Origin of the sequence: Erwinia oleae, assembly GCF_000770305.1 — a bacterium.
GTDB lineage: Bacteria > Pseudomonadota > Gammaproteobacteria > Enterobacterales > Enterobacteriaceae > Erwinia > Erwinia oleae.
On sequence record NZ_JNVB01000003.1, the window covers coordinates 1 to 23708 of the forward strand.

The 23708-nt window shown below is 53.1% G+C and carries 17 protein-coding genes and 2 pseudogenes; 8 read left to right on the forward strand and 11 right to left on the reverse strand.

Annotated elements, in window-relative coordinates:
• The first annotated feature begins 67 nt into the window (after window positions 1-67).
• Both GS12_RS01385 and GS12_RS24895 read left to right on the forward strand, forming a co-directional pair.
• A protein-coding gene (locus GS12_RS01385) for an IS3 family transposase (RefSeq protein ID WP_152601331.1) occupies window positions 68-1167 on the forward strand; the annotation gives its coding sequence in 2 pieces (ribosomal slippage) (window positions 68-329 and window positions 329-1167; 1101 coding nt in all).
• 91 nt (window positions 1168-1258) lie between these two features.
• Window positions 1259-1399, forward strand: a pseudogene (locus GS12_RS24895) (Arm DNA-binding domain-containing protein); the annotation flags it as partial.
• Here the strand turns inward: GS12_RS24895 and GS12_RS01390 are convergent.
• A complete protein-coding gene (locus tag GS12_RS01390) occupies window positions 1389-4745 on the reverse strand; it encodes a DEAD/DEAH box helicase (protein WP_052118316.1) in 3357 nt (1118 codons plus the stop codon). The pseudogene GS12_RS24895 and the gene GS12_RS01390 sit on opposite strands and share 11 nt — an antisense overlap.
• A 394-nt stretch (window positions 4746-5139) precedes the next feature.
• On the opposite strand from GS12_RS01390, the gene GS12_RS23140 reads away from it, so the two are divergent.
• Window positions 5140-5346: a DUF1493 family protein gene (locus GS12_RS23140; RefSeq protein WP_231566813.1), complete on the forward strand. Its 207-nt coding sequence runs from the start codon at window positions 5140-5142 to the stop codon at window positions 5344-5346.
• 289 nt (window positions 5347-5635) lie between these two features.
• On the opposite strand, the pseudogene GS12_RS01395 reads toward GS12_RS23140, so the two are convergent.
• From GS12_RS01395 to GS12_RS01405, 3 genes and pseudogenes are all read right to left on the reverse strand, one after another.
• Window positions 5636-6375 (reverse strand): annotated as a pseudogene (locus GS12_RS01395) (nitroreductase family protein).
• Window positions 6376-6534: 159 nt separating this feature from the next.
• Complete coding sequence (locus GS12_RS01400; protein WP_072016816.1) at window positions 6535-8391, reverse strand: sensor domain-containing phosphodiesterase; 1857 nt, start codon at window positions 8389-8391, stop codon at window positions 6535-6537.
• A gap of 436 nt (window positions 8392-8827) precedes the next feature.
• Window positions 8828-9751 (reverse strand): alpha/beta hydrolase, encoded by a 924-nt coding sequence (locus tag GS12_RS01405; protein ID WP_034943295.1) that lies wholly within the window; start codon window positions 9749-9751, stop codon window positions 8828-8830.
• A gap of 75 nt (window positions 9752-9826) precedes the next feature.
• On the opposite strand from GS12_RS01405, the gene GS12_RS01410 reads away from it, so the two are divergent.
• On the forward strand, window positions 9827-10759 hold the full coding sequence (locus GS12_RS01410; RefSeq protein WP_034943297.1) for a LysR family transcriptional regulator: 933 nt from the start codon (window positions 9827-9829) through the stop codon (window positions 10757-10759).
• Window positions 10760-10915: 156 nt separating this feature from the next.
• Here GS12_RS01410 and ampH read toward each other — a convergent pair whose 3' ends face one another.
• Window positions 10916-12094, reverse strand: coding sequence for a D-alanyl-D-alanine-carboxypeptidase/endopeptidase AmpH (ampH, locus tag GS12_RS01415; protein ID WP_084089529.1), 1179 nt, complete (start codon window positions 12092-12094; stop codon window positions 10916-10918).
• 142 nt (window positions 12095-12236) lie between these two features.
• Window positions 12237-14534, reverse strand: coding sequence for a phosphatidylglycerol--membrane-oligosaccharide glycerophosphotransferase (gene opgB / locus GS12_RS01420; protein ID WP_034943299.1), 2298 nt, complete (start codon window positions 14532-14534; stop codon window positions 12237-12239).
• Between the two features lie 373 nt (window positions 14535-14907).
• On the opposite strand from opgB, the gene mug reads away from it, so the two are divergent.
• A complete protein-coding gene (mug, locus tag GS12_RS01425; protein WP_034943301.1) occupies window positions 14908-15426 on the forward strand; it encodes a G/U mismatch-specific DNA glycosylase in 519 nt (172 codons plus the stop codon).
• Between the two features lie 49 nt (window positions 15427-15475).
• Here the strand turns inward: mug and rpoD are convergent, their stop codons facing one another.
• From rpoD to rpsU, 3 genes are all read right to left on the reverse strand, one after another.
• Window positions 15476-17314, reverse strand: coding sequence for an RNA polymerase sigma factor RpoD (rpoD, locus tag GS12_RS01430; RefSeq protein WP_034943303.1), 1839 nt, complete (start codon window positions 17312-17314; stop codon window positions 15476-15478).
• A 280-nt stretch (window positions 17315-17594) separates the two neighbouring features.
• Window positions 17595-19340, reverse strand: coding sequence for a DNA primase (gene dnaG / locus GS12_RS01435; protein ID WP_034943304.1), 1746 nt, complete (start codon window positions 19338-19340; stop codon window positions 17595-17597).
• Between the two features lie 338 nt (window positions 19341-19678).
• Window positions 19679-19894: a 30S ribosomal protein S21 gene (rpsU, locus tag GS12_RS01440; RefSeq protein ID WP_001144069.1), complete on the reverse strand. Its 216-nt coding sequence runs from the start codon at window positions 19892-19894 to the stop codon at window positions 19679-19681.
• 297 nt (window positions 19895-20191) lie between these two features.
• Between rpsU and tsaD the strand changes: the two genes are divergently transcribed.
• A complete protein-coding gene (gene tsaD, locus GS12_RS01450) occupies window positions 20192-21208 on the forward strand; it encodes a tRNA (adenosine(37)-N6)-threonylcarbamoyltransferase complex transferase subunit TsaD (protein WP_034943309.1) in 1017 nt (338 codons plus the stop codon).
• 49 nt (window positions 21209-21257) lie between these two features.
• Here tsaD and GS12_RS01455 read toward each other — a convergent pair whose 3' ends face one another.
• Window positions 21258-21557 carry a hypothetical protein gene (locus GS12_RS01455; RefSeq protein ID WP_034943311.1) on the reverse strand — a complete coding sequence of 100 codons (300 nt, stop codon included), beginning with the start codon at window positions 21555-21557 and terminating at the stop codon, window positions 21258-21260.
• A 123-nt stretch (window positions 21558-21680) separates the two neighbouring features.
• Window positions 21681-22274 carry a glycerol-3-phosphate 1-O-acyltransferase PlsY gene (gene plsY / locus GS12_RS01460; protein WP_034943313.1) on the reverse strand — a complete coding sequence of 198 codons (594 nt, stop codon included), beginning with the start codon at window positions 22272-22274 and terminating at the stop codon, window positions 21681-21683.
• 107 nt (window positions 22275-22381) lie between these two features.
• Here plsY and folB point away from each other — a divergent pair, with 107 nt between their 5' ends.
• Together folB and bacA are read left to right on the forward strand one after the other, a co-directional pair.
• Window positions 22382-22741, forward strand: a complete 360-nt coding sequence (gene folB / locus GS12_RS01465; protein ID WP_034943314.1) for a bifunctional dihydroneopterin aldolase/7,8-dihydroneopterin epimerase — start codon at window positions 22382-22384, stop codon at window positions 22739-22741.
• 140 nt (window positions 22742-22881) lie between these two features.
• A complete protein-coding gene (gene bacA / locus GS12_RS01470) occupies window positions 22882-23700 on the forward strand; it encodes an undecaprenyl-diphosphate phosphatase (protein WP_034917092.1) in 819 nt (272 codons plus the stop codon).
• Window positions 23701-23708 lie beyond the last annotated feature (8 nt).

Here is a 23708-nt window from a genome sequence, read left to right on the forward strand (position 1 = left end):
TTGTTCAGTACCGGCGTAAAGTGGGGTTTCCGGCCTTTCTTTCCATGAACAAATGAGGTCATCCGGCATGAAAAAGACGCGTTATACCGAAGAGCAGATCGCTTTTGCCCTGAAACAGGCAGAAACAGGTACGCGGGTGGAGGAAGTCTGCAGAAAGATGGGGATTTCCGAGGCTACTTTTTACAACTGGAAGAAGAAGTTTGGCGGCATGGGCGTGACGGAACTGCGCCGGCTGCGCCAGCTGGAAGAAGAGAATCACCGCCTGAAACGGCTGGTCGCCGATCTCAGCCTGGACAAGGAAATGCTGCAGGACGTCATCCGAAAAAAGTTCTGAGGCCGGTGCAGAAACGCGAGGCGGTCGAATACCTGCTGGCGGCGTACCGCATCGGCGTTCGCAGGGGATGCCGGCTGATGATGCAGAGCCGAACGGTCTACAACTACCGCAGCTGCCGCGATGACCGGGCCCTCACGCAGCGGATACGGGAGATTGCAGAAACCCGCATTCGTTATGGTGTGCAGCGGATCCATATCCTGCTGCGGCGGGAGGGCTGGCTGGTTAACCACAAGAAAACCCACCGGATTTACTGTCTGGAAGGGCTGAACCTGCGGTCAAAACGCCCGCGGCGGCACGTGACGGCCAGGCACAGGCGTATCCGCCCGGCCGTGACCGCGGTGGATCAGTGCTGGAGCATGGATTTCGTTGCTGATAATCTGTTCAACGGACGCCGGATCCGTGCCCTGACTGTAGTCGATAATTTTAGTCGTGAATGCGTGGCGATCGAGGTAGGCCAGGGGCTTCGTGGTAACGATGTGGTCGCCGTGATGGAACGGATCAGGCAGACACAGCAGCGTGTACCAGAGCGGCTACAGACGGACAACGGGAGCGAATTTATCTCGAAAACGCTGGATCGCTGGGCGTATGAAAACAGGGTAACGATGGACTTCTCCCGCCCCGGGAAGCCCACGGACAACGCCCTGGTTGAGTCATTTAACGGCAGCCTGCGTGATGAATGTCTGAACGTGCACTGGTTCCTGTCACTGGAAGATGCTCAGGAGAAGATCGAGCACTGGCGGCAGGAATATAACCAGTACCGGCCACATTCCTCGTTAAATAACCAGACTCCGGAAGAATTTATCCGAAGCCTGCAAACAGGGCCGGATCTCTGATTTACCCTGGCACCGATATTGGGAGGAGATCAAACAGGGCCGGATCTCTGATTTACCCTGGCACCGATATTGGGAGGAGATCAATACCATCATGGCCCTGACTGATACCAAGGTGCGTTCTGCAAAACCGCAGGAAAAGGAGTACACCCTTGTCGAGAGGGATGGCATGTTTTTGCTGATACACTCTAACGGCTCCAAATATTGGCACTTTCGTTTCCGCTTTAGCGGTAAATAACATCTGATGGCGTTTGGGGTTTACCCTGAAACTTCGTTAGCCGATGCGATTCAGTACTAAAAGACGGGAGCACCTCAGCAACGTCGCTGAACCATGGCAATTGATGCCACACCTTTGGATCACCAATAATAAAAATATGCTTTTTGGCGCGAGTGAGCGCAACGTTAAGCAGGTTGGGTTTGCTGGCGGCCCATTTTGCGCCTCCATCGTCATGTTCATCGCATCCCAGCACAAAAATAACGATGTCGTTCTCTTTCCCCTGAAAAGTGTGTACCGTGCCGACGCTGTGCTTTTGCCACTCATTCACCTCTTTAGTGTCTAAACGCGGTGAATATCGTCTCCAGGTACTGATATCTCGCTGATCCAACAACTCAGTAATTGCCTTCTTAACTGCTTTAAACGGCGTAATGATGTAGATTTTTTGCAGCGCGACGTTCTGAATAAGTAAACGATCCAGCAGTTCGATTAAATTTTCACCGTGGCTGTCGCGATACTGCTTTTCGCCTTGTCCGCCTGATGAAATCACCCAGTGATTCTCAATCACGTTATTAACCAACTGACTGCCAATCTCGTCTTGATTAAGTCCGTGAATCATTCGGTTATCGTAAGCCATTTTATTTGCCAGACTGAACATGGGCTCAATGCAGCGACGGTGAACCCAAAGAGGAATACCAATCCACAAAGGCTGGTTCATCACCTCTAATTCACATCCCCACGGATTGGCGCGGTCGGCTATTTGCTGGACAGAAAAATGTGCAGGATTCCACTCCTCCGCGCGGTCATGCAGGGTATCCTCGCACAGGTGCTTGACCAGCGCCGGAGAGGTGGTGAATACAGGCTCAATCTGTAAAGGATCGCTAACCACGACCACGCGTTTCGCTCGCCAGATGGCGCCTACCGCCTGCTGCGGCGAGGCCTGGCCCGCTTCGTCAATCATCAGCCAGCCCAGATTTTCACCTTTAACGCCATGAAACATGCGTCCTACCGACGCAAAGGTGGTGGAAACGACCGGAACAACCATAAACAGCGTTTGCCACCAGCGCAAAGGATCACCATTCAGATGTGGCTTGTCTAAAAAGTTACTGAATTTTGATATCACCGGCGTGAGCCGTTTTTTATCCAGCGCTTCGTAAAGCCACGCCTGATGCAGCTCGATTGCGGCTATAAAAAGTAATGAACGCTGTCGATTAATCTCTTCATTTTGCCACAAGGCAACGCGCTGTAATGTTGCATCATTTACTGGCAGGGTAAGATCGGGCGTTGTGAGAGTCGGAAATTGCTGCTGTAAAGCTTGTAAAGCATGCCGATCTTCGCGCTGCTGACGCGCTTGCTGCTCAATGCGCTGCACTATTTCATCTTTCAATGTTTCGCTTTGATTCAGCTTGGTTTGATGTGCAGCAATATTTTGTGCATGCTCTATCTGCTGCGCGAGCCTCTCTTTTAGCTGGCTTGAAAGCGCGTGAAAATTATCTCTATATTCCTGCAATTTACGGCGCTTTACTAAACGGCTCAGCCATCCCGGCGCCTGGTTTTCAAGGACTTTCTGCTGTTGGTGCAGATGTTGAACCTGTTGATCCATGACGCTCTTTTTGGCTTCCGCCAGTTTCAGATCCCGTTGAATCGCTTCGCACTGCATTTCAATCTGGCGGAGCACGGGTAATAAATTATCCGGCGAGTGAGCCGCCACTTTTTTCAATAAATTGGCATAATCTGTTAACTGGCTGAACGTTTTTTCGGTCTGCTGTCGGCACGCAATAAAGCGCTTTTTCGCCGATGTGAAGGATGGCGCGTTGTGGTGCGTTTTCCAACGCCACAGGCTCAGGAAATTTTCAGTCTCAGGCCGTGAGGTTTCTTCAGGAGTATCCCTTTGAAAATGCTCATCAAAGAACAGGCGCTGGGTGAATTTATTGCGATTTGATTTCTTACCCAGCGCGGCAGAAATGATTCCCCAGCACTGTTTTTCCTCTTCCAGCGGGCGAAACAGGTGATAGTGACACTCCCTCCCTTTGCTATTGGTGTATTTCTTACGCTGGCGTTTCGGGCCATATTCAGCAGCCAACTGATTGGCCGTTGCGGCCAGATAATCAAGTGCGCGAAATTCCTTTGCGAGAGATTTTTTTTGCGGCAGCTCTTTGGAAATATTCTCCACCGCTGCATTATTGGATGAGGCGATAACCATCTCGAAACCGGTCAGTGCCGGAACAATAAAACCGTCCTGATCCAGCGTATCCTCGACTTTCTCAAAGCGCGAAAGTATCGTCCCGCGCTCCACAACGTTATGGGCAACCAGATCGCGTAGCAGAGTGGTTTTCCCTGTGCCAGGCGGGCCATTGACGGAAAGTAATCCACCGTCTGCCAGCTCTTCAACCGCCGTATTAATGGCGAACTGCTGCATCAGCGACATGGCATGTTCTGGCTCAGATGGCCAGCGGCCTGAGGGCATATTTGCCGGATGAAGTTTATCAATGATGGCGGCAAGCCCGTCCTGGGAATAGAGATCGACATTTCTCCGATCGCTACCAGAAAGGTAAGCGCCAAGCGCTTTACCCGTTTCTTTTTGCTCCAGAGCTCTGATTACGTTTTCAAGATCTTCAAAGAAAAAGCTATTGAGAATAGGCAATGCCAGGGCTTTATCGTTGTCGCTCGCCTCCTCATCCTGCTCGCTAATTTCTTCGCCGGCCGATTCATCACGTTCACCGTTGCTTTCGAACCACTCTATTTGTAAAACATATTGCCACTCAGGTGCAAAGTCCGCCCAGTCTCTCAGGTGCGTCTCTGATAATGTTAAAATATCGGCCGCGCGTAACACGCCTCCGCTTTTCTCATGTGAAGGTGTCAGCGTTAAGGCAAATTCAGCCAACGTATCGGCAAGGTGCCTGCAATCTTCAGTGAAAATTGCTGCGCTTAAATACTGAAAACGTCTCTTTTGCAAATGGCCCAGCGCCCAGGGAAGCGAGCTGACGGAGAGTTTATCCATGGCAGGGGCACCATCAGCATTTAACAGTACCTTGGCGAAACAGGTTGTTCCTTCCTGATCCAGTCGTTGTTCGATCTCTTCCCGGACGGCAATGTTTTGCTCCGCGCCGAATATCTCCTGGCTGAGGCGACTGGCGACAGATTTATCAAACAAACCGATGTGGATGCAGTACGAAGCTTTATGTGGGATCTCATATTCCTGCCGTAGATCGGCCGAAAGCCAGGGCAGCGCGTTATCACCGGATTGCCGCAGGGCGGAAGGGGAGATAAGCAGGGTTTTCTCTTTTTTTTCAACAGCGTAGGGCTGAAAAAATTCTATGCGCTGCCAGGCTTTTAAGATATCAATGGTTAGAGAGGTCACGGCCATCCAGGCTTAGTTAATTATCACATTTCATTAATGGGAGTGATGATATCGCAACTGTTGTCTGTTGGGTAGGCGCATTCCCTGAGACCGCAGGGGAACAGCTAACAGCTACAGTCCGGCAAAGCAATTAACCTTCAGCAGGGTAAATAATAATGGCGTCTTTGTCGGGAGAGTTGTGCCTGTTATCGGCTGGGTTATTTTAGCTAATGATGCAACACGGATAAGCTTTTACACTATGGATGAATACATTCGAATGGCACGCGGCGACGATAAGATATAAAAACCGACGAGAACGTATTGGCCATCCTCCGGGAAACACTATCAACGCTGGCTTCAATAACTGTTAAAGCGGTTCCTTTGAGTGTTGATACGTTACTCCAGGATGATGCAGAATGTGATGAGATTATTAAGGCAATTAAAAAAGTTCAGGGAGTTATTTAAGGTTTACAGGTCAGGTTTTGATATTGAAAATGATTTCCCCTGGAAAACTGAAGGGTTCTTTTGTAAATGGTTTACCAGAAGCGATCCTGAAGGTTATGGTAACACAGCATTAACGACAGAAATGTTTGTGCAATCAGCAAAAACAGGCAGATACACAATTTAAATTACAGTCTCGCCTCGCCTTTTTTTTGTGAACCCGATGCCTGAATTCGGCACCCTGCACACTTCCCACGTCAGGTTATGGATGCATGCGCGTATTCTCAGTTTTACTCTCTCAGCCAGTGCTTTCTTATTTCCTGTCATATGAATATTTCCATGACGGGGTGAATGACTCATTTACCTACTGCACTAAAGCTGCGGCGTATCAGTAGCGCTGCTAACTGCGTGCATCAGCGCGTTGAAACCGATGCAGCAGCCAGCTCCTGCTCTCCTTCGCCATCAGTGTTTACGCGCTATTTGTCGATGCCGAAGCCCTGTTTCAGCAACCCGTCCAGCACATCGGGGAAGTAGATGTGGCGATAATAACCTGCCACGCTTTCACTCCAGCTCTCGCCATCTGTGCGTCCGGTCGTCTGCCAGTGCTCACCGATCTGCTGATTATATTGCGCGATGTTCTCCTCAAGTCCGGCGGTCTGATAGGTTTCATTATGACGAAAGGTCTCAAACGGCAGGCGTGGTTTCTGATGTGCAGGCACATCGACATAGCCCATCGCGACGCCCGCCAGCGGAAAGGTGTGTTTTGGCAATTGCAATAACGCCACCATTTCCAGCGGCGAGCGGCGTATACCGCCAATCGGCACCACGCCCAACCCTTCAGAACGGGCAGAAGCCATGACCGACGCCAGAGCGATCCCGACATCCGTGGCACCGGAGACAATGCTTTCAACGCTCTGATGGGCAATCTGTTGTTCATTAATTAACGCCATTGCCCGCTCGCTTTTGTACATATCTAACACAAAAGTTAAAATATCGGCGCTTTGGCAATCCACGGCTGGCCGCCTGCCAGCTGAGCTATTTTTTGCCGGTTCTCAGCGCTGCGCGATACAATCACGGAGACCTGCTGTGAATTCACGGAGGTTGGCGCACGCCAGGCGGTGCTGATAATGCGTTCAAGCAGTGCGTCATCAATCGGTTGATCGGTAAAACTGCGTTCGCTTTTGTGGCGCGTAAAATTATCAATAACTGTACTCATAGAACCTCCGCATCAATGTGGAGTAAGTGTACAAACGCTTCTTAATGCGCCTTTACCCGGAAATGCCGTGCGGACGATATTTCCGGCACGTTGCACTGCGCACAGTATGCCGATAACAACGCCTGACCCGTTACAAACACCCTCCTTAAGCATGACGGTTCAGTTATATAAGCCGGGATCGTGAGCGTCGTCAGACATGGTGAGATTGTTACCTGTCAGGGGCAAGATGTCCGGGTCGGCAGACTGTGGCTGCTGCTGCAACCATTTTTCAAGCTCTGCCGGCGGCAATGGCCTTGAGAAGTAAAAACCCTGTACCTGATCGCATCCGTATGCTTCCAGCACCATCAGCGTTTCCCGATCTTCCACCCCTTCAGCAACCACCACATAGTTGAGATCTTTCAGCATACGGATAACGCTGGCGGCAATAATCCGGCTGCCGGGATCGATTGTCAGGCCCGAGACGAGCGCGCGATCCAGCTTGATCACGTCAATCGGCATTTGCCGAAGATAGCCAATGTTGCTGTAGCCGGCGCCAAAATCATCCAGCGAGATGCGAAAACCCTGCTTCCTTAGCCCCTCCATGTTCGCCAGCGCCGCCGGGTTTTCCGTGGCTTTCTCCGTTTCCAGGCACTCAATGCCCAGCAGCGAAGTGGACAGACCCGCCTGGGCCATTCTGGCCTCAAGGGTATCGGTAAAGTCGCTCCGCGACAGGTCGCTGACGCTGACGTTCACCGATACCGGCAGCAGGCAGGGCGTATCGGACCATATTTTCAACTGACGGATTGTTTCGCCAACCACCCAATCTGTCAGGCTGTTCATCAGGTTAGTGAACTGTGCCACGGGCAGAAAGCCGGCGGGGGATAACTCTCCGTGTTCAGGATGTCGCCAACGAATTAACGCTTCAAGTCCGACAGGTCGGCCGGAGGGGAGAGAAACTTTGGGCTGGTATACCAGGTAGAGACCACCTGTGCCGGTCTGAAGCGCGGCCGCCAGATCGTTCATCAGCCGGAAATCGCCGTTGCGCCGGGCATCGCTAAGCTCGTTAAAACTCCGCGCGCCCACGTGCAGGTTGATGGCCTCATGAAGTGCGCTGACGGCGCGGCGCAACGCTTCCTGGGCCGGAAGCTCTGTGGGATCGAAGCAAACCTCGCCAGCATGGATGGATAAATCCATCGCCACGCCATCCTCGGGGCGGGCGCTGACGTAACGCAGTTTATCAACAACATTCTGCGCGGAAAATCGCCCTTCCGCCGATGCCAGGATGGCGTAGCGGCCTGTCGCCACCGTATAGAGAATATCCTCCGGCGCCAGTTCCAGCCGCTCGCGCAGCAGGCCACCAATATCGCGCAGCAGCGCTTCAACCGGCGCCATACCCAGCGCGCGGGCCAGTTCGTAAGCTCGCGGCATATCAATGCAGTCAATTAAGGTCAGCCGGAGTGGGGCGCGTTGTTCTGAAGTGGACAGCAACTGAAGGTGACGGATTAACCGTTGACGGTTTGGCAACCCGGTGGCTACATCCGTAAAGCCCGCCGAATGCCAGGTTTCCAGGAAGGTCATCGCCAGGCGGGCGAGCGTTTCCAGCATCCTGATTTTCTTACGGGGGAACCGGTGCGGCACACGGTCTGTCACGCACAGCGTACCAAGAATAACGCCTTCCCGGTTTTTCAGCGGGGCGCCGGCATAAAAACGAATGCGGGGTGGCCCCACCACCAGCGGATGCGTGGTAAATCGAGGGTCAAGCAGGGTGTCAGTCACCACCATCACTTCGCCGCTATCCACAACGTAACGGCAGAAAGCGTCTTCCCGCGTCGTCTGACAAAGCGCGATATTGTGGGCAGCGCGGATGAACTGATGGCTGTCATCAATAACAGAAATAAAGCCGCCGGGGATCCCCAGTGACTCGCTGGCCAGGCAGACGAACTGCTTCAGAACATCATCCCGATTCTCGTCGGGCATTTTAAGCGCATCAGTGGCGTTCTGCCGCTGCGTTGCGTTTCCACGGAGGTTTATCAGCATACATTGATCCAGCCTGTGAGCAGGGCAATCGGGCTGCGAAGCGAAAAAGCAAGTGCTGTACTGATCCACAAGGACGGATGTTCAGAAACAGTTTAACGTTGCCGGATAAGGCAGAGCCGGTCACCGCAGGGTTCCTGTGTTCTGCCATCGATGCGACCATACGCTCTTGACATCAACGCGGCCGGTTTTTTCTGTTATCAAAAAGGTTATCGGTCAGCGGCTTGATAATTTTATGCCTGAATAAGCAATCTGCGACCGTTCCTGCTTAACCAACTTATTCCCTTAGTGTTTTTATACGAGGCTGCCTTCATGCCTGAGAGTTGGCGTTGAGGGGTGGGATGGTTTTGAGCATTTACATCGCGCGCATTGGCCGCATAAGTCAGGCCCGTTTCGGAACGGGCCTGACTCACTGTGAAAAAACGTCAGCGTTTTCCTCTCATTCAGGAGGCAGCGCATCATCCAGAAATCTCACGGCATTGCGTAAAGCGTGATCCGCTTCAGGAAGGAGTCCGGTAAATAAATGCCAGACGTGGAACATGCCAGGCCATATCTCAAGGGATGTCCTTACCCGATTCTCTCCAAGGCGGGATGCCAACTGCATGGCCCCGCTCAGCATGACCTCGTTTTCACCAATCTGGATAAGCGTAGGCGCGAGGCCTCTTACATCGGCAAATACCGGTGAGGCATCCGGATGAGTTGGCAATTCCCCTGCCAGGAAAATAGCGGCCAGTTGGGTCAGAAACTCAGTACTGCATAAGGGGTCGATACCATTTCTGATCCTCGCTGACTCACCACTGTGCGTCAGGTCTGCCCAGGGAGAGAAGGCAACGGCTGCGGCAGGAAGTGGGAGACCTGCATCCCGGGCTTTGCGCATAATGGTCACCGCCATGGCTCCGCCAGCGGAATCACCGGAAAGGGCAAGAGATCGCGGATCAACACCGCTTTCCAGCAAGGATCGATAAGCGGTGAAAGTATCTTCAACAGGAATGGGAAAGGGGTACTCAGGTGCCTGTCGATAATCAGGAAGGTAAACACGCGCGCGAAGACGTTTGGCATAATTTCCTGCCAGGCTGCGATAGCCGTTCACGCCTCCATGAACATAGCCGCCGCCGTGTATATAAAAGAGAGTGCGGCCCTCTATCAGGTTTTCAGGCGTCACCACCATCATCGGGATGTCGCCTGAATTAACGTGGGTGAAAGTCACCCCTTCCGGCACCGGGAAAAGACCATAAAGCCCGTTGTCATATTCTGCACGGGCTTCAGCCCAGCTTTGCACATCCTCCCCGGTTATTTTTCGTACTACGGGCATGGCTACCTTTTTCCAGCCATCGAAAGTTTTTTGAGCATGAGCAGTCAACATAATCGGATTGTCCTTGCGTTGAATTATTTTCTACGCTTTTAATATAAACAATAATTTCGGGAAAAAGGTTCTACAGTGAGCATCCAAAAATTCGGCACAGGTCACTATCTGAATGGAGAGATCGACCTTAATACCATGCGTGCCTTTGTGGCGATTGCTGAGACAGGAAGCATCGTTGCTGGCGGGAAAGCGATGGGATTAACACGTTCCGCAGCGGGAAAATCCCTTGCCCGGTTGGAAGCACATCTGTGTACGCGGTTACTTCATCGCACCACTCGCACTGTGTCACTGACTGCCGATGGGCACTATTTTTATGAGCGATGTGTACAAATCCTGACCGATATTCATGAGGCAGAAAGCAGCATCAGGCAGGATAACGCGCAGCCAAAAGGTACGTTGCGGATCACGGTTACATCAGCGTTCGGAAGGATCGTCATTCTGCCCTTGCTGAATGCGTTTTTGCAGAAATGGCCGGATCTGGATGCTGAAATAAGTTTTACCGACAGGCTGGTTGACCTGGTAGAAGAGGGATTTGACCTTGGTATCAGGTTGGGTGAACTGCCTTATGACTCAATGATGATTGCTCGCCCGATTACCCGGTGTCGCCCCTTTATATACGCTTCTCCAGACTATCTTCATAACAACGGCATGCCTGAAAACATTTCTGACGTTGGCGCGCATCAGAGACTGATATATGGGTTTCATTCGGGCTCAGGTATCTGGCAACTGAAGAATAATGACGGTGAAGAAGTTTTTGTGACGGGAAATCGCCGCCTGCGTTTTGATAGTGGGGAAGCTATTAAAGATGCGGCGGTAGAGGGAATGGGAATTGCCTTTCTGCCTTCTTTTTTGGCGGACGGAGACCTGCATAAAAAGCGCCTCGTGAAATTATTTCCAACCTTTTCAGGTAAAGAAACGCCCATTAATGCCCTATATCCCAGCCGAAGACACCTTGCGGCTAAAGTCCGACTTTTCATTGATATGCTGACGACGCATTTTGAGGGTTGAGAGAGCCGATCTGAAAACCATCCGCATCCGGTGACAGGAATTTACCGGGAAAACAGGTAAACGTAAATTTGCCTTACATCACTGCTGCGGTGAGGGTTGTTTATTTAAAAGCAGAGCAGGCTGTTTCAGGCGCGGTTCCTTCCGCGCCCTGGCCACTCAGTCTGACATAATACTTGCCGCCAGCGCTGCGCTGTCCGGCGTGTTACCAATCAACTCGGTTAGCAGGTTATTTACGCCATCGCTCATGGCGGTGAAGTGCGTTTGCGGCGAGCGGGTCACCACAATAAACACGCCAACGCTGTACTGTGGCACCATCGCTATATAGGTAATAAAGCCGCCGCCGCCGCCGGTCTTCTGAATAATGCCGGGACGCGATCCCTGCGGTGCCATATACACCCAGCCGAGGCCCAGCGCGGTGGCCTTGCCTGGTACATCCATGCCGTCCACGCGGGTGAGCTGGCCACGCTGGTAAATCATCGTTTGCAGGCGATCCGCCTGTGCGGTGCGGGTGCTGACGTCGGAAGAGAGGAACTGCTGCATCCAGCGGCCCATGTCGTCCGGCGTTGAATAGACGCCACCGCTGCCGATGGCCGCCAGCGTATTCATGCACGGACTGGCGCCTTTTGCCGCCACCATCAGCCTGCCGCACTGCTCAGGCGATGGCGTGAAGGTGGTATCTTTCATTCCCAGCGGACGGGTGATTTCGCGTTGCAGCAGGGCAGGATAGGACAACCCCGATGCGCGCGACAGCGCATCGCCCAGCAGGTCATAAGCCAGGTTGGAGTAGGCGGCCTGCGTGCCGGGAATGGACTTCAACTGGGCGTTATCCATCCAGCGCCAGCGCTGGCTGTAGGTTGGCCAGACAAATACCGGACGGTTGGCCTTGCCGCCGGGCTGCTCGCGCGGCAGGCCGCTGGTAGGGGTGGCAAGATTAACCAGCCGCACCGGCTGGCCGTCGCGCGACGGCACGCTGCTGCCCGCAGGCGCGTATTTACTCAGGGGATCGTCCAGCCGCACCACGCCCTGTTCAGAAAGTTTTACCAGCAGCTCGCTGGTCATCAGCTTGGTGAGCGAGGCAATACGGATTAACGAATCTTTCTGCGGTCGCACGCCGCTGCCGGGGCGGATCGCGCCTTTACTGGCAAAAACACGCTGGTTTGCGTCAATCGCCACAATCGCCATGCCGGTCGCCTTGGTGTTATAGAAAATATTCCCGGCGTAGCGATCGACGATTTGAGAGGCCAGCAGCGGATCGGGAGAGTTTTTTGCCGCCTGTCCGCAAAGCGGAAGCGCGGCGACAGCCAGAGCCAGCAAACGGTGAACCAGGGATTTCAAGGTATTGGTACCTGTCAGAATGAGCCAGTAAAAAACCTATAGTAATCTGTTTTCAGCAGGCAGAAAAAGCCGTCTGGCGTTTTTTATTACGCAACGGCGTAACAGGCAAAAACGCCCCGGTTTTATCGATCGGAGCGCGCGGTTAGTGTGACGAGATGACCTTGAGGCTGACCAGCCCAATGCCGAGCCGACGGGCGGCAAAGCCATCAATCGCGCCCTCGGTTGTTTCGATGGGGGAAGGCGGCAGAAGGGTGATGACGCGCGCGCGCGAAGGGTTGGCGAAATGTACCTTCACCTCGCTGTCGTGCTCGCTCAGCATCACCTGCTGCGTCTCGCTCCCCACCTTAATAGTAAACGGACGCTGGCTGTTGGCGCCAAAGGCGCGAGCGGTCAGCACCAGGTCAAATTCGGCAGGCAGCGGCTCCAGATACTCAATATTTACCGCAGGCAGCAGGTTCGCGTCAGACCAGCGCCCGCCCCAGGGTTCGATATACGACAGGCCCGTCACTTTCAGTACCTGTTTCGGCAGTCCTGGCAGGCCAAACAGAAGCGTGTCAGAGGTGTATTTCAGGTCATCGTCCACCACGCGCAGACGCGTCACCGCCTGCTGGTAACGTTCGTCGCTGTTGCCGCCAACGCGGCGGAATTTTACCTCGCCCCGGGTCACGCCGGGCTTCACCTGAACGATTTCCGGCGTGGCGTTGAGCGCGCCGTCCGCCACGCAAAGGTTCGGATTTAGCTCCAGCGTTTCATCCCACACGGCGCCCATTTTGTAACAGCGGTCAATCCAGACAAACTTCTCATCCGGCTCGAACTTCGCCAGTTGTTCTTTTAGTGGCGCGGCAAGATACACATCAAATTTTGGCTCAATTTTGTTCGGCTTTACCGATAACAGCAGCGGCAGCTTGAAAGGCACGCCGGAGAAGCTGAAGGTGTTCTTATCCGTATCAATGGTGTAGTCGGAAATTGCTTTCGGAAAGTTCCAAAGCTTAATCACGTCCGGCTTCCACTCGTTGATTTTATCTTTAATGTTCAAATAGGTTGTTGCCAGCGAAGTGGATGACAGGCTGCTGCGCCCCAGGCCAATAAAGTTATCGCCGCCCATTGCATCCAGCACCGTCGCGCCGTTATCCAGCGTACTGCGTTTCACCGGTATCGTTTTGCCGTCGGTTTGATCGCCGCGCACCATAAAAAACAGGTCGCTGCGGTCGTGCTGATTAAGGTACTGGAAGGCGGTGTTGTTCATCGCCAGGTGATCGGAACTGACCACAATAATAGTGTTTTTAAACCACGGCGTGGCCCGGATGCGCTCAATCAGTTTCGCAATATGCTCCTGACTACAGGCGACGGCTGCGAAGGATTTATTCGGCTTGCCCTGATACGGATAGGTCTTGCGCTGGCAGCTACGCGAGATAAACCCGTCCGGATGGTGCGTATCTACCGTCAGGGCAAACAGTGAAAAAGGCTGGTTCTGCTTCGCCAGCTCAACATATTTATCGAATACCACGTCGAGCAGCGTATCGTCATACCATCCCCAGTCGTTGCGATAGTTGGGATCTTTCACCACGCTTTTCAGCTCATTAAAGCCGTACAGATGATCAAAACCGTGCGAGGAGAGAAAGAGATCCTTACCGGCGAAGCTCAGGCTGGCGCCCTGATAAAAATAGTTCTGGTAACCGGACGCTTTCAGAATGTCGCCCAGGCAGACATTCTGCGGATAAAAGGTAGAGAGCGAGCTGGAGGCATTCCCATCAAAAGGCGCAAACAGTGGAATGCCGCACTGCGAGGCGACCATGCCGGCAATGGTATATTCGGTGCCGGGAAGCTGCATGGTATTGCTGAAGTCCGTGCTTTTTTTCCTGATGTTATTCAGCTCAGGCGCCAGGTCAGGAAAGGCTTTTTCATCAAAATAAGTGCGCTCAAGGCTTTCGGCATAGATGTAAACCAGATTAGGTTTACCGCCGCGCATTTGCGTGCCGGGAACCTTGTAGTGTGCGGAGAAATCGGAGTTGCCGCGGCCGATCTGCGATTTAATCAGGCTGCTGACCTGTTGATAAGCGGGCGTGGTTTTGATTGATGCCAGCGCCAGGATCACCGCCAGCAGGCTGTAGATCTGGCTGGCGCGATGGCCCTTACGCAATCGCAGGATCCACGACAGGAAAACGAACAGCGCCACCAGCGCTACGATCAGGCCGATAGCGGGCAGGATATATTTGCTCACGCCCGCGCCGCTGAGGCTGCTGGTAATGGTATAGAGCACCGCATCGTTAATGCCTTCACCGGTGAAGTAGTTGCTGGCGAGCAGCGACGCGTTGAGAATAATATAGAGGCCGAGAAACAGCAGGATCGCCGTGAACCACAGCTTATTTCTGCCTGCTTTCCAGGTGTAAAGCGACACAGAGGCAATAAACAATATCAGCGAAAGTAGTTCTGAACCCATGTGTGGCGTGTATCCTCAGATGCCCGTCGCAGGCGATTAATGCGCTGCTGTGAGCGCTAACTGAACAATTTAACGTGGCGGATTATGGCTGGCAATACGGCTGGCGGACAGCAGAAAGGGCACAGATGACGACTATATTATAGTCTGTTTACGATCTGTTTAATTTCGTAGCTCGAATGCATTGCAAAAATTAATGAATTTTGTTCCAGCGTACGCTAAATTTCGCCAAATGTCGGCGAAATGGAACGATTTAATGATAAAAATCCACTGCGCTATGTAGCATTGCTAATGTATCGTTCTTCGTACATTTCTTGCGAAAAGATCCGTAAACTCCGAGCCGGATCACATGCTCTCAGAGGAAGGTTCACTATTAATGCGTGAAAGTGCATCACATACCATTACCGATATTATCGCGCCCGATCTTCGGGTGCTGTTCTGCGGCATCAATCCGGGAAAATCATCGGCGCATAAAGGCTTTCATTTTGCCCACGGCGGCAATCGTTTCTGGAAAACTATCTGGCAGGCCGGTTTTACTGAAAGATTGCTTAAACCGGAAGAGGAGCAGCAGCTACTGGAGACCGGTTGCGGCATCACCATGCTGGTTGAAAGACCGACGAAAGAGGCCACCGAACTCTCTTCGCAAGAGCTGCGCGCGGGCGGCGAGGCGCTGAGGGAGAAAATCGCACGCTATCAGCCCGCATCGCTGGCGGTGCTCGGTAAACAGGCATACCGACAGGCGTTTGGCATCAGCAAAGTGGAGTGGGGCAGGCAGCCGCAAACGCTGGGCGTGACGGAAGTCTGGGTGCTGCCGAATCCCAGCGGCCTGAATCGCGCCTCACAGGAGGAACTGGTTACGGCCTATCAGGCCCTGAACAAGGCGCTCGATATTTGACCATAAAAAAAGCCCCCGCGAGCGGAGGCTTTTTATCAGAGCAGGGGATTTAGTCGTCCAGGAAGCTGCGCAGAACTTCAGAGCGGCTTGGATGGCGCAACTTACGTAGCGCCTTCGCTTCAATCTGACGAATACGCTCACGGGTAACGTCAAACTGCTTGCCCACTTCTTCCAGCGTGTGGTCGGTATTCATATCAATGCCGAAACGCATACGCAGCACCTTGGCTTCACGCGCCGTCAGACCGGCCAGAACGTCGTGCGTTGCAGAGCGCAGGCTTTCAGAGGTCGCGGAGTCCAGCGGCAGTTCCAGCGTGGTGTCTTCGATAAAATCGCCGAGATGCGAATCTTCATCATCGCCGATTGGCGTCTCCATGGAGATGGGCTCTTTGGCGATTTTCAGCACCTTGCGGATTTTATCTTCCGGCATCAGCATGCGCTCGGCCAGCTCTTCCGGCGTCGGTTCGCGTCCCATCTCCTGCAACATCTGGCGGGAAATACGATTGAGCTTGTTAATGGTCTCAATCATATGCACCGGAATACGGATGGTGCGCGCCTGATCGGCAATAGAGCGGGTGATCGCCTGACGGATCCACCAGGTAGCATAGGTAGAGAACTTATAACCACGGCGATATTCAAACTTATCCACCGCCTTCATCAGGCCGATGTTGCCTTCCTGAATGAGATCGAGGAACTGCAAACCACGGTTGGTATATTTTTTGGCGATTGAAATAACCAGACGCAGGTTTGCTTCGACCATCTCTTTCTTCGCACGGCGGGCTTTCGCTTCACCGATAGACATACGACGGTTAATGTCCTTAACCTGTTCGATGGTCAGGCCGGTCTCTTCTTCGATCTGTCCCAGTCTCTGAAGGCCGCGCTGCACGTCGTCAGCGACGTCATTAAGTTTTTCTGACCACGGCTTGTTCATCGCCCGCGCGGCTTTGAACCAGGTCTCGCTGGTCTCGTTGCCGGTGAACAGGGTAATAAAGTTTTTCTTCGGCATCTTACACATTTCAACACACAGCTTCATGATCAAACGTTCCTGGGTACGAACGCGATCCATCATCTTGCGCATGTTGTTTACCAGGTAGTCGAACTGCTTCGGCACCAGGCGGAACTGTTTGAAGACGTCAGAAAGATTCTGAATTTCAGTGACGGCATCGGCATGACTGCGGCCTTTCGCTTTGATCACCGTACGGGCTTTTTCATACTGTACGCGCAGATCGTTGAATTTTTCACGCGCCAGTTCAGGATCGATGCTGTTGTCATCCTCACTGTCGTCGTCCTCGTCTTCTTCCTCGTCGTCTTCGCGCTCTTCCTGAGAAAGCTCAGAACCGACGTGCGTCGCCGTTGGCGCGGCAATATCCTCTTCGGCGTTCGGATCGACAAAGCCGGTGATCATATCTGACAGGCGTGCTTCTCCTGCCTCGACGCGATCGTACTGCTCAAGCAGATAAGTGATGGCCTCAGGGTATTCGGCCACGGAACACTGTACCTGATTGATGCCGTCTTCGATGCGCTTCGCGATGTCGATTTCACCTTCGCGGGTCAGCAGTTCAACGGTACCCATTTCGCGCATATACATGCGCACCGGATCGGTGGTGCGTCCGATTTCGGATTCAACGCTGGAAAGTACCTGGGCAGCCGCTTCGGCAGCATCTTCGTCGGTATCGGAGCTGTTTTCATTCAGCATAAGATCGTCAGCATCAGGCGCTTCTTCAACAACCTGAATACCCATATCGTTGATCATCTGAATAATGTCTTCGATCTGGTCGGAGTCGACGATATCTTCCGGCAGATGGTCATTGACCTCGGCATAGGTCAGATAGCCTTGCTCCTTACCACGGGTGACAAGCAGCTTAAGCTGTGACTGCGGGTTTTGCTCCATAAGACGGTATCCACACTTCTGTTAATTAGATTGGTGTCGGTCGGCTACACACAGCCAACAATAACAGTGAGAGCATTTGATTATTGCCGCTGCCCATCATAGCGGCTTCCAGGTTCGACCTGGCAGGTATACGGCACTTAAGCCGCTTTGATCGTTGTTCGGGGCTATCCTGCTTGCCATTTTTAGCTTGCGCTTAGCGCACTTAAAAAGCCTGCCGATAACGTCCCTTAATTCTGCGTTAAACGTATTTTGAACGCGCTGATGATGCACATAGCCAGCGCTACTGCTTTTTTAATGCCTGGCTCAGCGCCCAAAATTCGCGGCGCTCTTCGGCATTCAACACATGCGTGCGATCACGCGCAATCAGCTCTTCCAGCCTGCGCTCCAGCGCGGTGTCATACATACTGGCCAGCGAATCTTTAAACATGGTTTCCACTTCATCATCTACGATCATGTGGTTCCAGGTGGCCAGGGTTTCAAGGTGCTGGCTAAATTTTGTTCCACGATACAATTCTAGTAGCTGTCCGGTGGTCAGGCCAGGATGCTCTACGCAAGTGCTCACTAACTCTACAAACAGAGCGAAGCCGGGAAGCTCGGAACTCTCCAGTCCGGCCAGAGAGGGAACCAGGGTCGCCAGCTTCGGATTTTGCACCAGCAGTCCAATCAGTATACGCATGGTTGTGCGTTTTAGCTGAGGCGGCTGAACCCGTTTCGCTTTTTCAGACTGCTGCGGCAGTAGTTTCTCCAGCTGAACGTGGTCGGGAATGCCCAGTTTGTCGCCTAAAACCTGACGAAGGTAAATGCGTAATGTTTCGCCCGGCACCTGACTTATCAGTGGCAATGCCAGCGTGGTCAACTGCGCACGGCCGTCCGGCGTACTTAAGTCTACCTGCGGCAAAAGCGTGTCGTAGAGAAACGCGGAGAGCGGCATCGCCTTTTCCATCCGCGCTTCAAAAGTTTCCTTACCTTCTTTTCGCACCAGCGTGTCCGGGTCTTCGCCGTCCGGCAGGAACATAAAGCGTAGCTGACGACCATCATTCATGTAAGGTAATGCGGTTTCCAGCGCGCGCCAGGCGGCTTCTCGTCCTGCTCTGTCGCCGTCATAACAACATATAACGTTATCGGTCGAGCGAAAAAGAAGTTGAATATGCTCAGGCGTAGTGGAGGTACCGAGCGATGCAACCGCATAATCGATACCAAACTGCGCCAGCGCGACCACGTCCATATACCCTTCGACGACTAACAGCTTCGGAGGTTCGGGGTGCTTTTTCTGCGCTTCGTAAAGGCCGTAAAGCTGACGGCCCTTGTGAAAAATATCGGTTTCCGGCGAGTTCAGGTATTTTGGCACTGCATCGCCAAGTACGCGCCCGCCAAATCCAATTACCCGCCCGCGCTTATCATGAATCGGAAACATCACCCGTTCACGGAAACGATCGTAGCTGCGGCCCTGCTCATTGGTGACCAGCATGCCCGCGTCAATCAGCGACTGGCGATCTTCTGGATTACTGCCAAAGCGCTTCAGGGCGTTATCCCAACCGGCAGGCGCAAAGCCGATGGAAAAATGCTGAATAACCTCTTTACTCAGGCCGCGCTGCGCAAGGTAATCGCGCGCGCCGGCGGCCTGGCTCTGCGTCAGGGCCTGCTGATAAAACTCGCTCAGGCCGGTCATTAACTGATAAAGGCTCTGCCGCTGATGCCGCTCAAGCTGGCTGGGGCCGCTGCCGCTTTCGTAGGGAATTTCCAGCCCGTGCAGCGTCGCCAGTTCTTCAATGCTTTCCACGAACTCAAGACGATCGTAGTTCATCAGGAAATCGACAGCGTTGCCGTGTGCGCCGCAGCCAAAGCAGTGATAAAACTGTTTTTCGCCGTTAACGGTGAAAGAGGGCGTTTTTTCATTATGGAAAGGACAGCAGGCGTGATAATTTTTGCCCTGCTTTTTGAGCTTCACGCGGGCATCGATAAGATCCACGATGTCCGTGCGCGCCAGCAGGTCGTTGATAAATACACGCGGAATGCGTCCAGCCATAAATCCCCTTCATCTTTCAGCCTCTGGCTGCGTTGGCTGTCTTCGCTCACTCCCATCACTTACTGATGTAAGCTCAGGGAGACTCGCTCTGTTGCCGCCTTGCCAGCAACTGAAATCTTTCGGGGATTGGTTACCCTTCATCTTTCAGCCTCTGGCTGCGTTGGCTGTCTTCGCTCACTCCCATCACTTACTGATGTAAGTTCAGGGAGACTCGCTCTGTTGCCGCCTTAACGTTAGTTCAGGGCCATAAACGGCAACAAGCCGCGCATTCCTTTCGGAAAGCACGGCCTTCATAACTACTTACTTGTCTGTGAGAGGTGAGGGCAAACCCTCAACTATTAATACAGACGAGTGCGGCGTGCGTTTTCGCGAGCCAGTTTCTTCGCGTGGCGTTTAACTGCTGACGCTTTAGCGCGCTTGCGTTCGGTCGTTGGTTTTTCGTAAAACTCACGACGACGAACTTCAGCCAGAACGCCTGCTTTTTCGCATGAACGCTTGAAACGACGCAGTGCTACGTCGAATGGCTCGTTTTCACGTACTTTAATTACCGGCATGTAACTCTCACCTCGATAAATTCGGTTTGCTGCTGGGCTTAAAGCCAGCTCATTTCAAAATGGTGCGGAATCTTACTCCAACACAGGCTGCGTTGTAAAGCACCATAGCATTAACTTACCAACAGTGCGCCCGTGCCGCTGCCGGTATTTTCAGGGCGCTTATTATATACGCTCACCTGAACGGAAGCGAAATACTTTTCCTTTTTGATCGGCCCGATGGCCCGACGCATGCTGAAAATTGCCGCGCCACGGGCTCTTCGTGGTACACTGCGCGCCGCCAGAATGAGGGTAAACGTCATGCGAGTGCTTGGAATCGAAACATCCTGCGATGAAACCGGGATCGCCATCTACGATGATGCGGCCGGGCTTCTCGCCAACCAGCTTTACAGTCAGGTAAAGCTGCATGCCGACTACGGCGGCGTGGTGCCGGAGCTGGCATCGCGCGACCACGTGCGGAAAACCGTGCCGCTGATTCAGGCCGCGTTGAAAGAGGCGGGGCTGAGGGCGAAAGAGATTGACGCGGTCGCGTATACCGCCGGGCCTGGCCTGGTTGGCGCGCTGCTGGTTGGCGCTACGGTTGGCCGGGCGCTGGCCTTCGCCTGGAACGTTCCGGCGGTTCCGGTGCATCATATGGAAGGGCACCTGCTGGCGCCGATGCTGGAAGAGACGCCGCCCGACTTTCCCTTCGTGGCACTGCTGGTTTCCGGCGGTCATACCCAGCTTATCAGCGTGACCGGCATCGGTGAGTACAGCCTGCTGGGTGAATCCATCGACGACGCGGCTGGCGAAGCGTTCGACAAAACCGCCAAGCTGCTGGGCCTGGATTACCCGGGCGGTCCGTTACTGTCGAAAATGGCGCAGAAAGGCGTTGAAAAGCGGTTTATTTTCCCGCGCCCGATGACCGATCGACCGGGGCTGGATTTCAGTTTTTCCGGGTTAAAAACCTTCGCGGCAAACACCATTCGCAATAATAATGACGATGAGCAAACGCGCGCTGACATCGCCCGCGCCTTTGAGGATGCGGTCGTTGACACGCTGGCCATCAAATGTAAGCGTGCGCTGGAGCAAACGGGCTTTCAACGTCTGGTGATTGCGGGCGGCGTCAGCGCCAATCGCACGCTGCGGGAGAAAATGGCGAAAGTGATGAAAGCACGCGGTGGCGAAGCGTTTTATGCGCGTCCTGAATTTTGTACCGATAACGGCGCGATGATTGCCTGTGCAGGCATGGTGCGTTTGAAAGGCGGAACGCGTGGCGAACTGAGCATTACCGTTCGTCCGCGTTGGCCGCTGGCTGAGTTACCTGCGTTAAAATAGGCGATCACGGGCTTAGGTATGTTTACTCAGCATAAGCCCGTTCACCCGCTTAGTTGCCCATCAATTTATTCAGCAAACCACCAATCAGAGGAATGCCGCCGATCATATTTTCAGCGATACCGCCCAGGCTGCCGCCCAACGCATTGCCGAGATCTTTTCCTATATCGGGGAAAAACTCATAGATATTAATAGTTCCAATGAGCGGCAGATCAAAATTTAACCCACCTGATACGTTGACGGCCAGCCCATATATACCATCGCCAATTGCCCCACCGACATTAGCGCAGATGTTCTGGATAAAACCGCTTCCGCTAACCATTTGTACTTGCTCGATATTTAATTCTTTCATCTCTCTTTCCTTGTGATTGTTGCAATAGTGCAGAGGTGGACATCACGTGTCCAAAAAGAATTCTATGCTTTTCCTTAATGATCAACTATCGCAATTCATTGATATATTTGCATTATCGTAATATTACTTTTTTCTCTTCCAGATCTTATTTTCCTGACCGCGCCACAGGCGCTGAATATTATCGTGATGACGCAGTAAAACCAGGCAAGAAAGCATGGCGACGGGGAAGGTAAACTGCGGCTTAAACCACCAGACGTAAAAAGGCGCGATCAGCGCGCTGATAATGGCGCCCAGCGACGAGTAGCCGCTCAGCAATACCGTCAGCAGCCAGGTGCCGGTCATCAGACCGGTCAAATCCCAGCCAATGGGCGCGATGGCACCAAAGGCGGTGGCGACGCCTTTGCCGCCTTTGAAGTTGAAGAAGATCGGGTAAATATGACCCAGGCATGCCGCAATGGCTGTCAGGCCGAGGTAAAGAGGCGAAACGCCGTAATGCCATGCCAGCCAGACCGGCAACATCCCTTTCAGTACGTCGAAAATCAGTACTGAAACTGCCGGAATTTTGCCGCCAATGCGCAGCACATTCGTCGTGCCGGGATTGCCGGAGCCGTGAAGGCGGGGATCGGGTAATCTGAACAGCCGACAAACCAGAATTGCGCTGGAAACAGAGCCGCAGAGATAGGCGAAAACGATCATTGCAAGCGCGAATACGCTCATAACTCCACTCCGTCCTGTAGGGGTCGTTTTATTCTCTTCATCCGTGGATAATACGCATAAACCGCCGGAAGTGGTATCCGGCAGCCTTAAAAACAGAGACGGTTATCATGGATATTGTATTTATCGAGCAGCTTTCAGTGATCACGACTATCGGCGTTTGGGAGTGGGAACAAACTATTCAGCAGAAGCTGGTGTTCGATGTCGAAATGGCCTGGGACAACCGTAAAGCTGCCGCCAGCGACGACGTGAATGACTGCCTGAGCTACGCTGACGTTTCCGAAGCCATCATCGCGCATGTGGCAGGCGGCAGATTCGCACTGGTGGAGCGGGTGGCCGAAGAGGTGGCGACGCTGCTGCTAAATCGATTCCCTACGCCCTGGGTGCGTATCAAAGTGTGCAAACCCGGTGCGGTGGCGCAGGCACAGCAGGTGGGTGTCATCATTGAGCGCGGGACTAATCCGAAATAAAACTATTGTGATTGCCATCACGATGAAACCAAACCACATTATTGTCTGTCATAGGCTTGCTGTTTTGCGCGAGCACTATTTGGCGGTAGCGTTGAGCCACCGCCTTTTTAATGTTTTTGATACGGATAGAGGTAGAATTGATGGCAGATATTCATCAGCTTTGGGTGGCGGCGATCCTTGGCATTGTTGAGGGCCTGACGGAGTTTCTTCCCGTCTCCTCCACCGGGCATATGATCATTGTCGGTCATCTGTTGGGGTTTGAGGGCGATACGGCTGAAACGTTTGAGGTCGTTATCCAGTTAGGCTCGATACTGGCCGTTGTGGTGATGTTCTGGCGCCGTTTGTTCGGTTTGATCGGCATCCATTTTGGTAAGGTGCCGCACGAAGGCACGGGAAAAGGCCATCTTTCCCTGATCCATATCCTGCTCGGTATGATCCCGGCGGTGGTAACAGGGCTGATTTTCCACGATGCCATCAAAACGTTGTTTAACCCTATTAATGTAATGTACGCGCTGGTCGTGGGCGGTGTCCTGCTGCTGGCGGCGGAGTACCTGAAACCTAAACAGCCAAAAGCGGTGGGCATTGACGATATGACCTATCGTCAGGCGTTTGTGATTGGCTGCTTCCAGTGTCTGGCGCTGTGGCCTGGTTTTTCCCGTTCGGGTGCAACCATCTCAGGCGGGATGCTGATGGGCGTGAGTCGCTACGCGGCCTCTGAGTTCTCATTTATTCTGGCCGTGCCGATGATGATGGGCGCCACGGTACTCGATCTTTATAAAAGCATCGGCTTCCTGAAAATGGATGATTTGCCGATGTTTGCCGTGGGCTTCCTCACCGCCTTTGTGGTGGCGCTGATTGCCATTAAAGTATTCCTGCGTCTGATCCAGAACATCTCCTTTGTTCCTTTTGCCATCTACCGCTTTATTGTCGCGGCAGCAGTTTATATGGTCTTCATGTAAGCAAGATG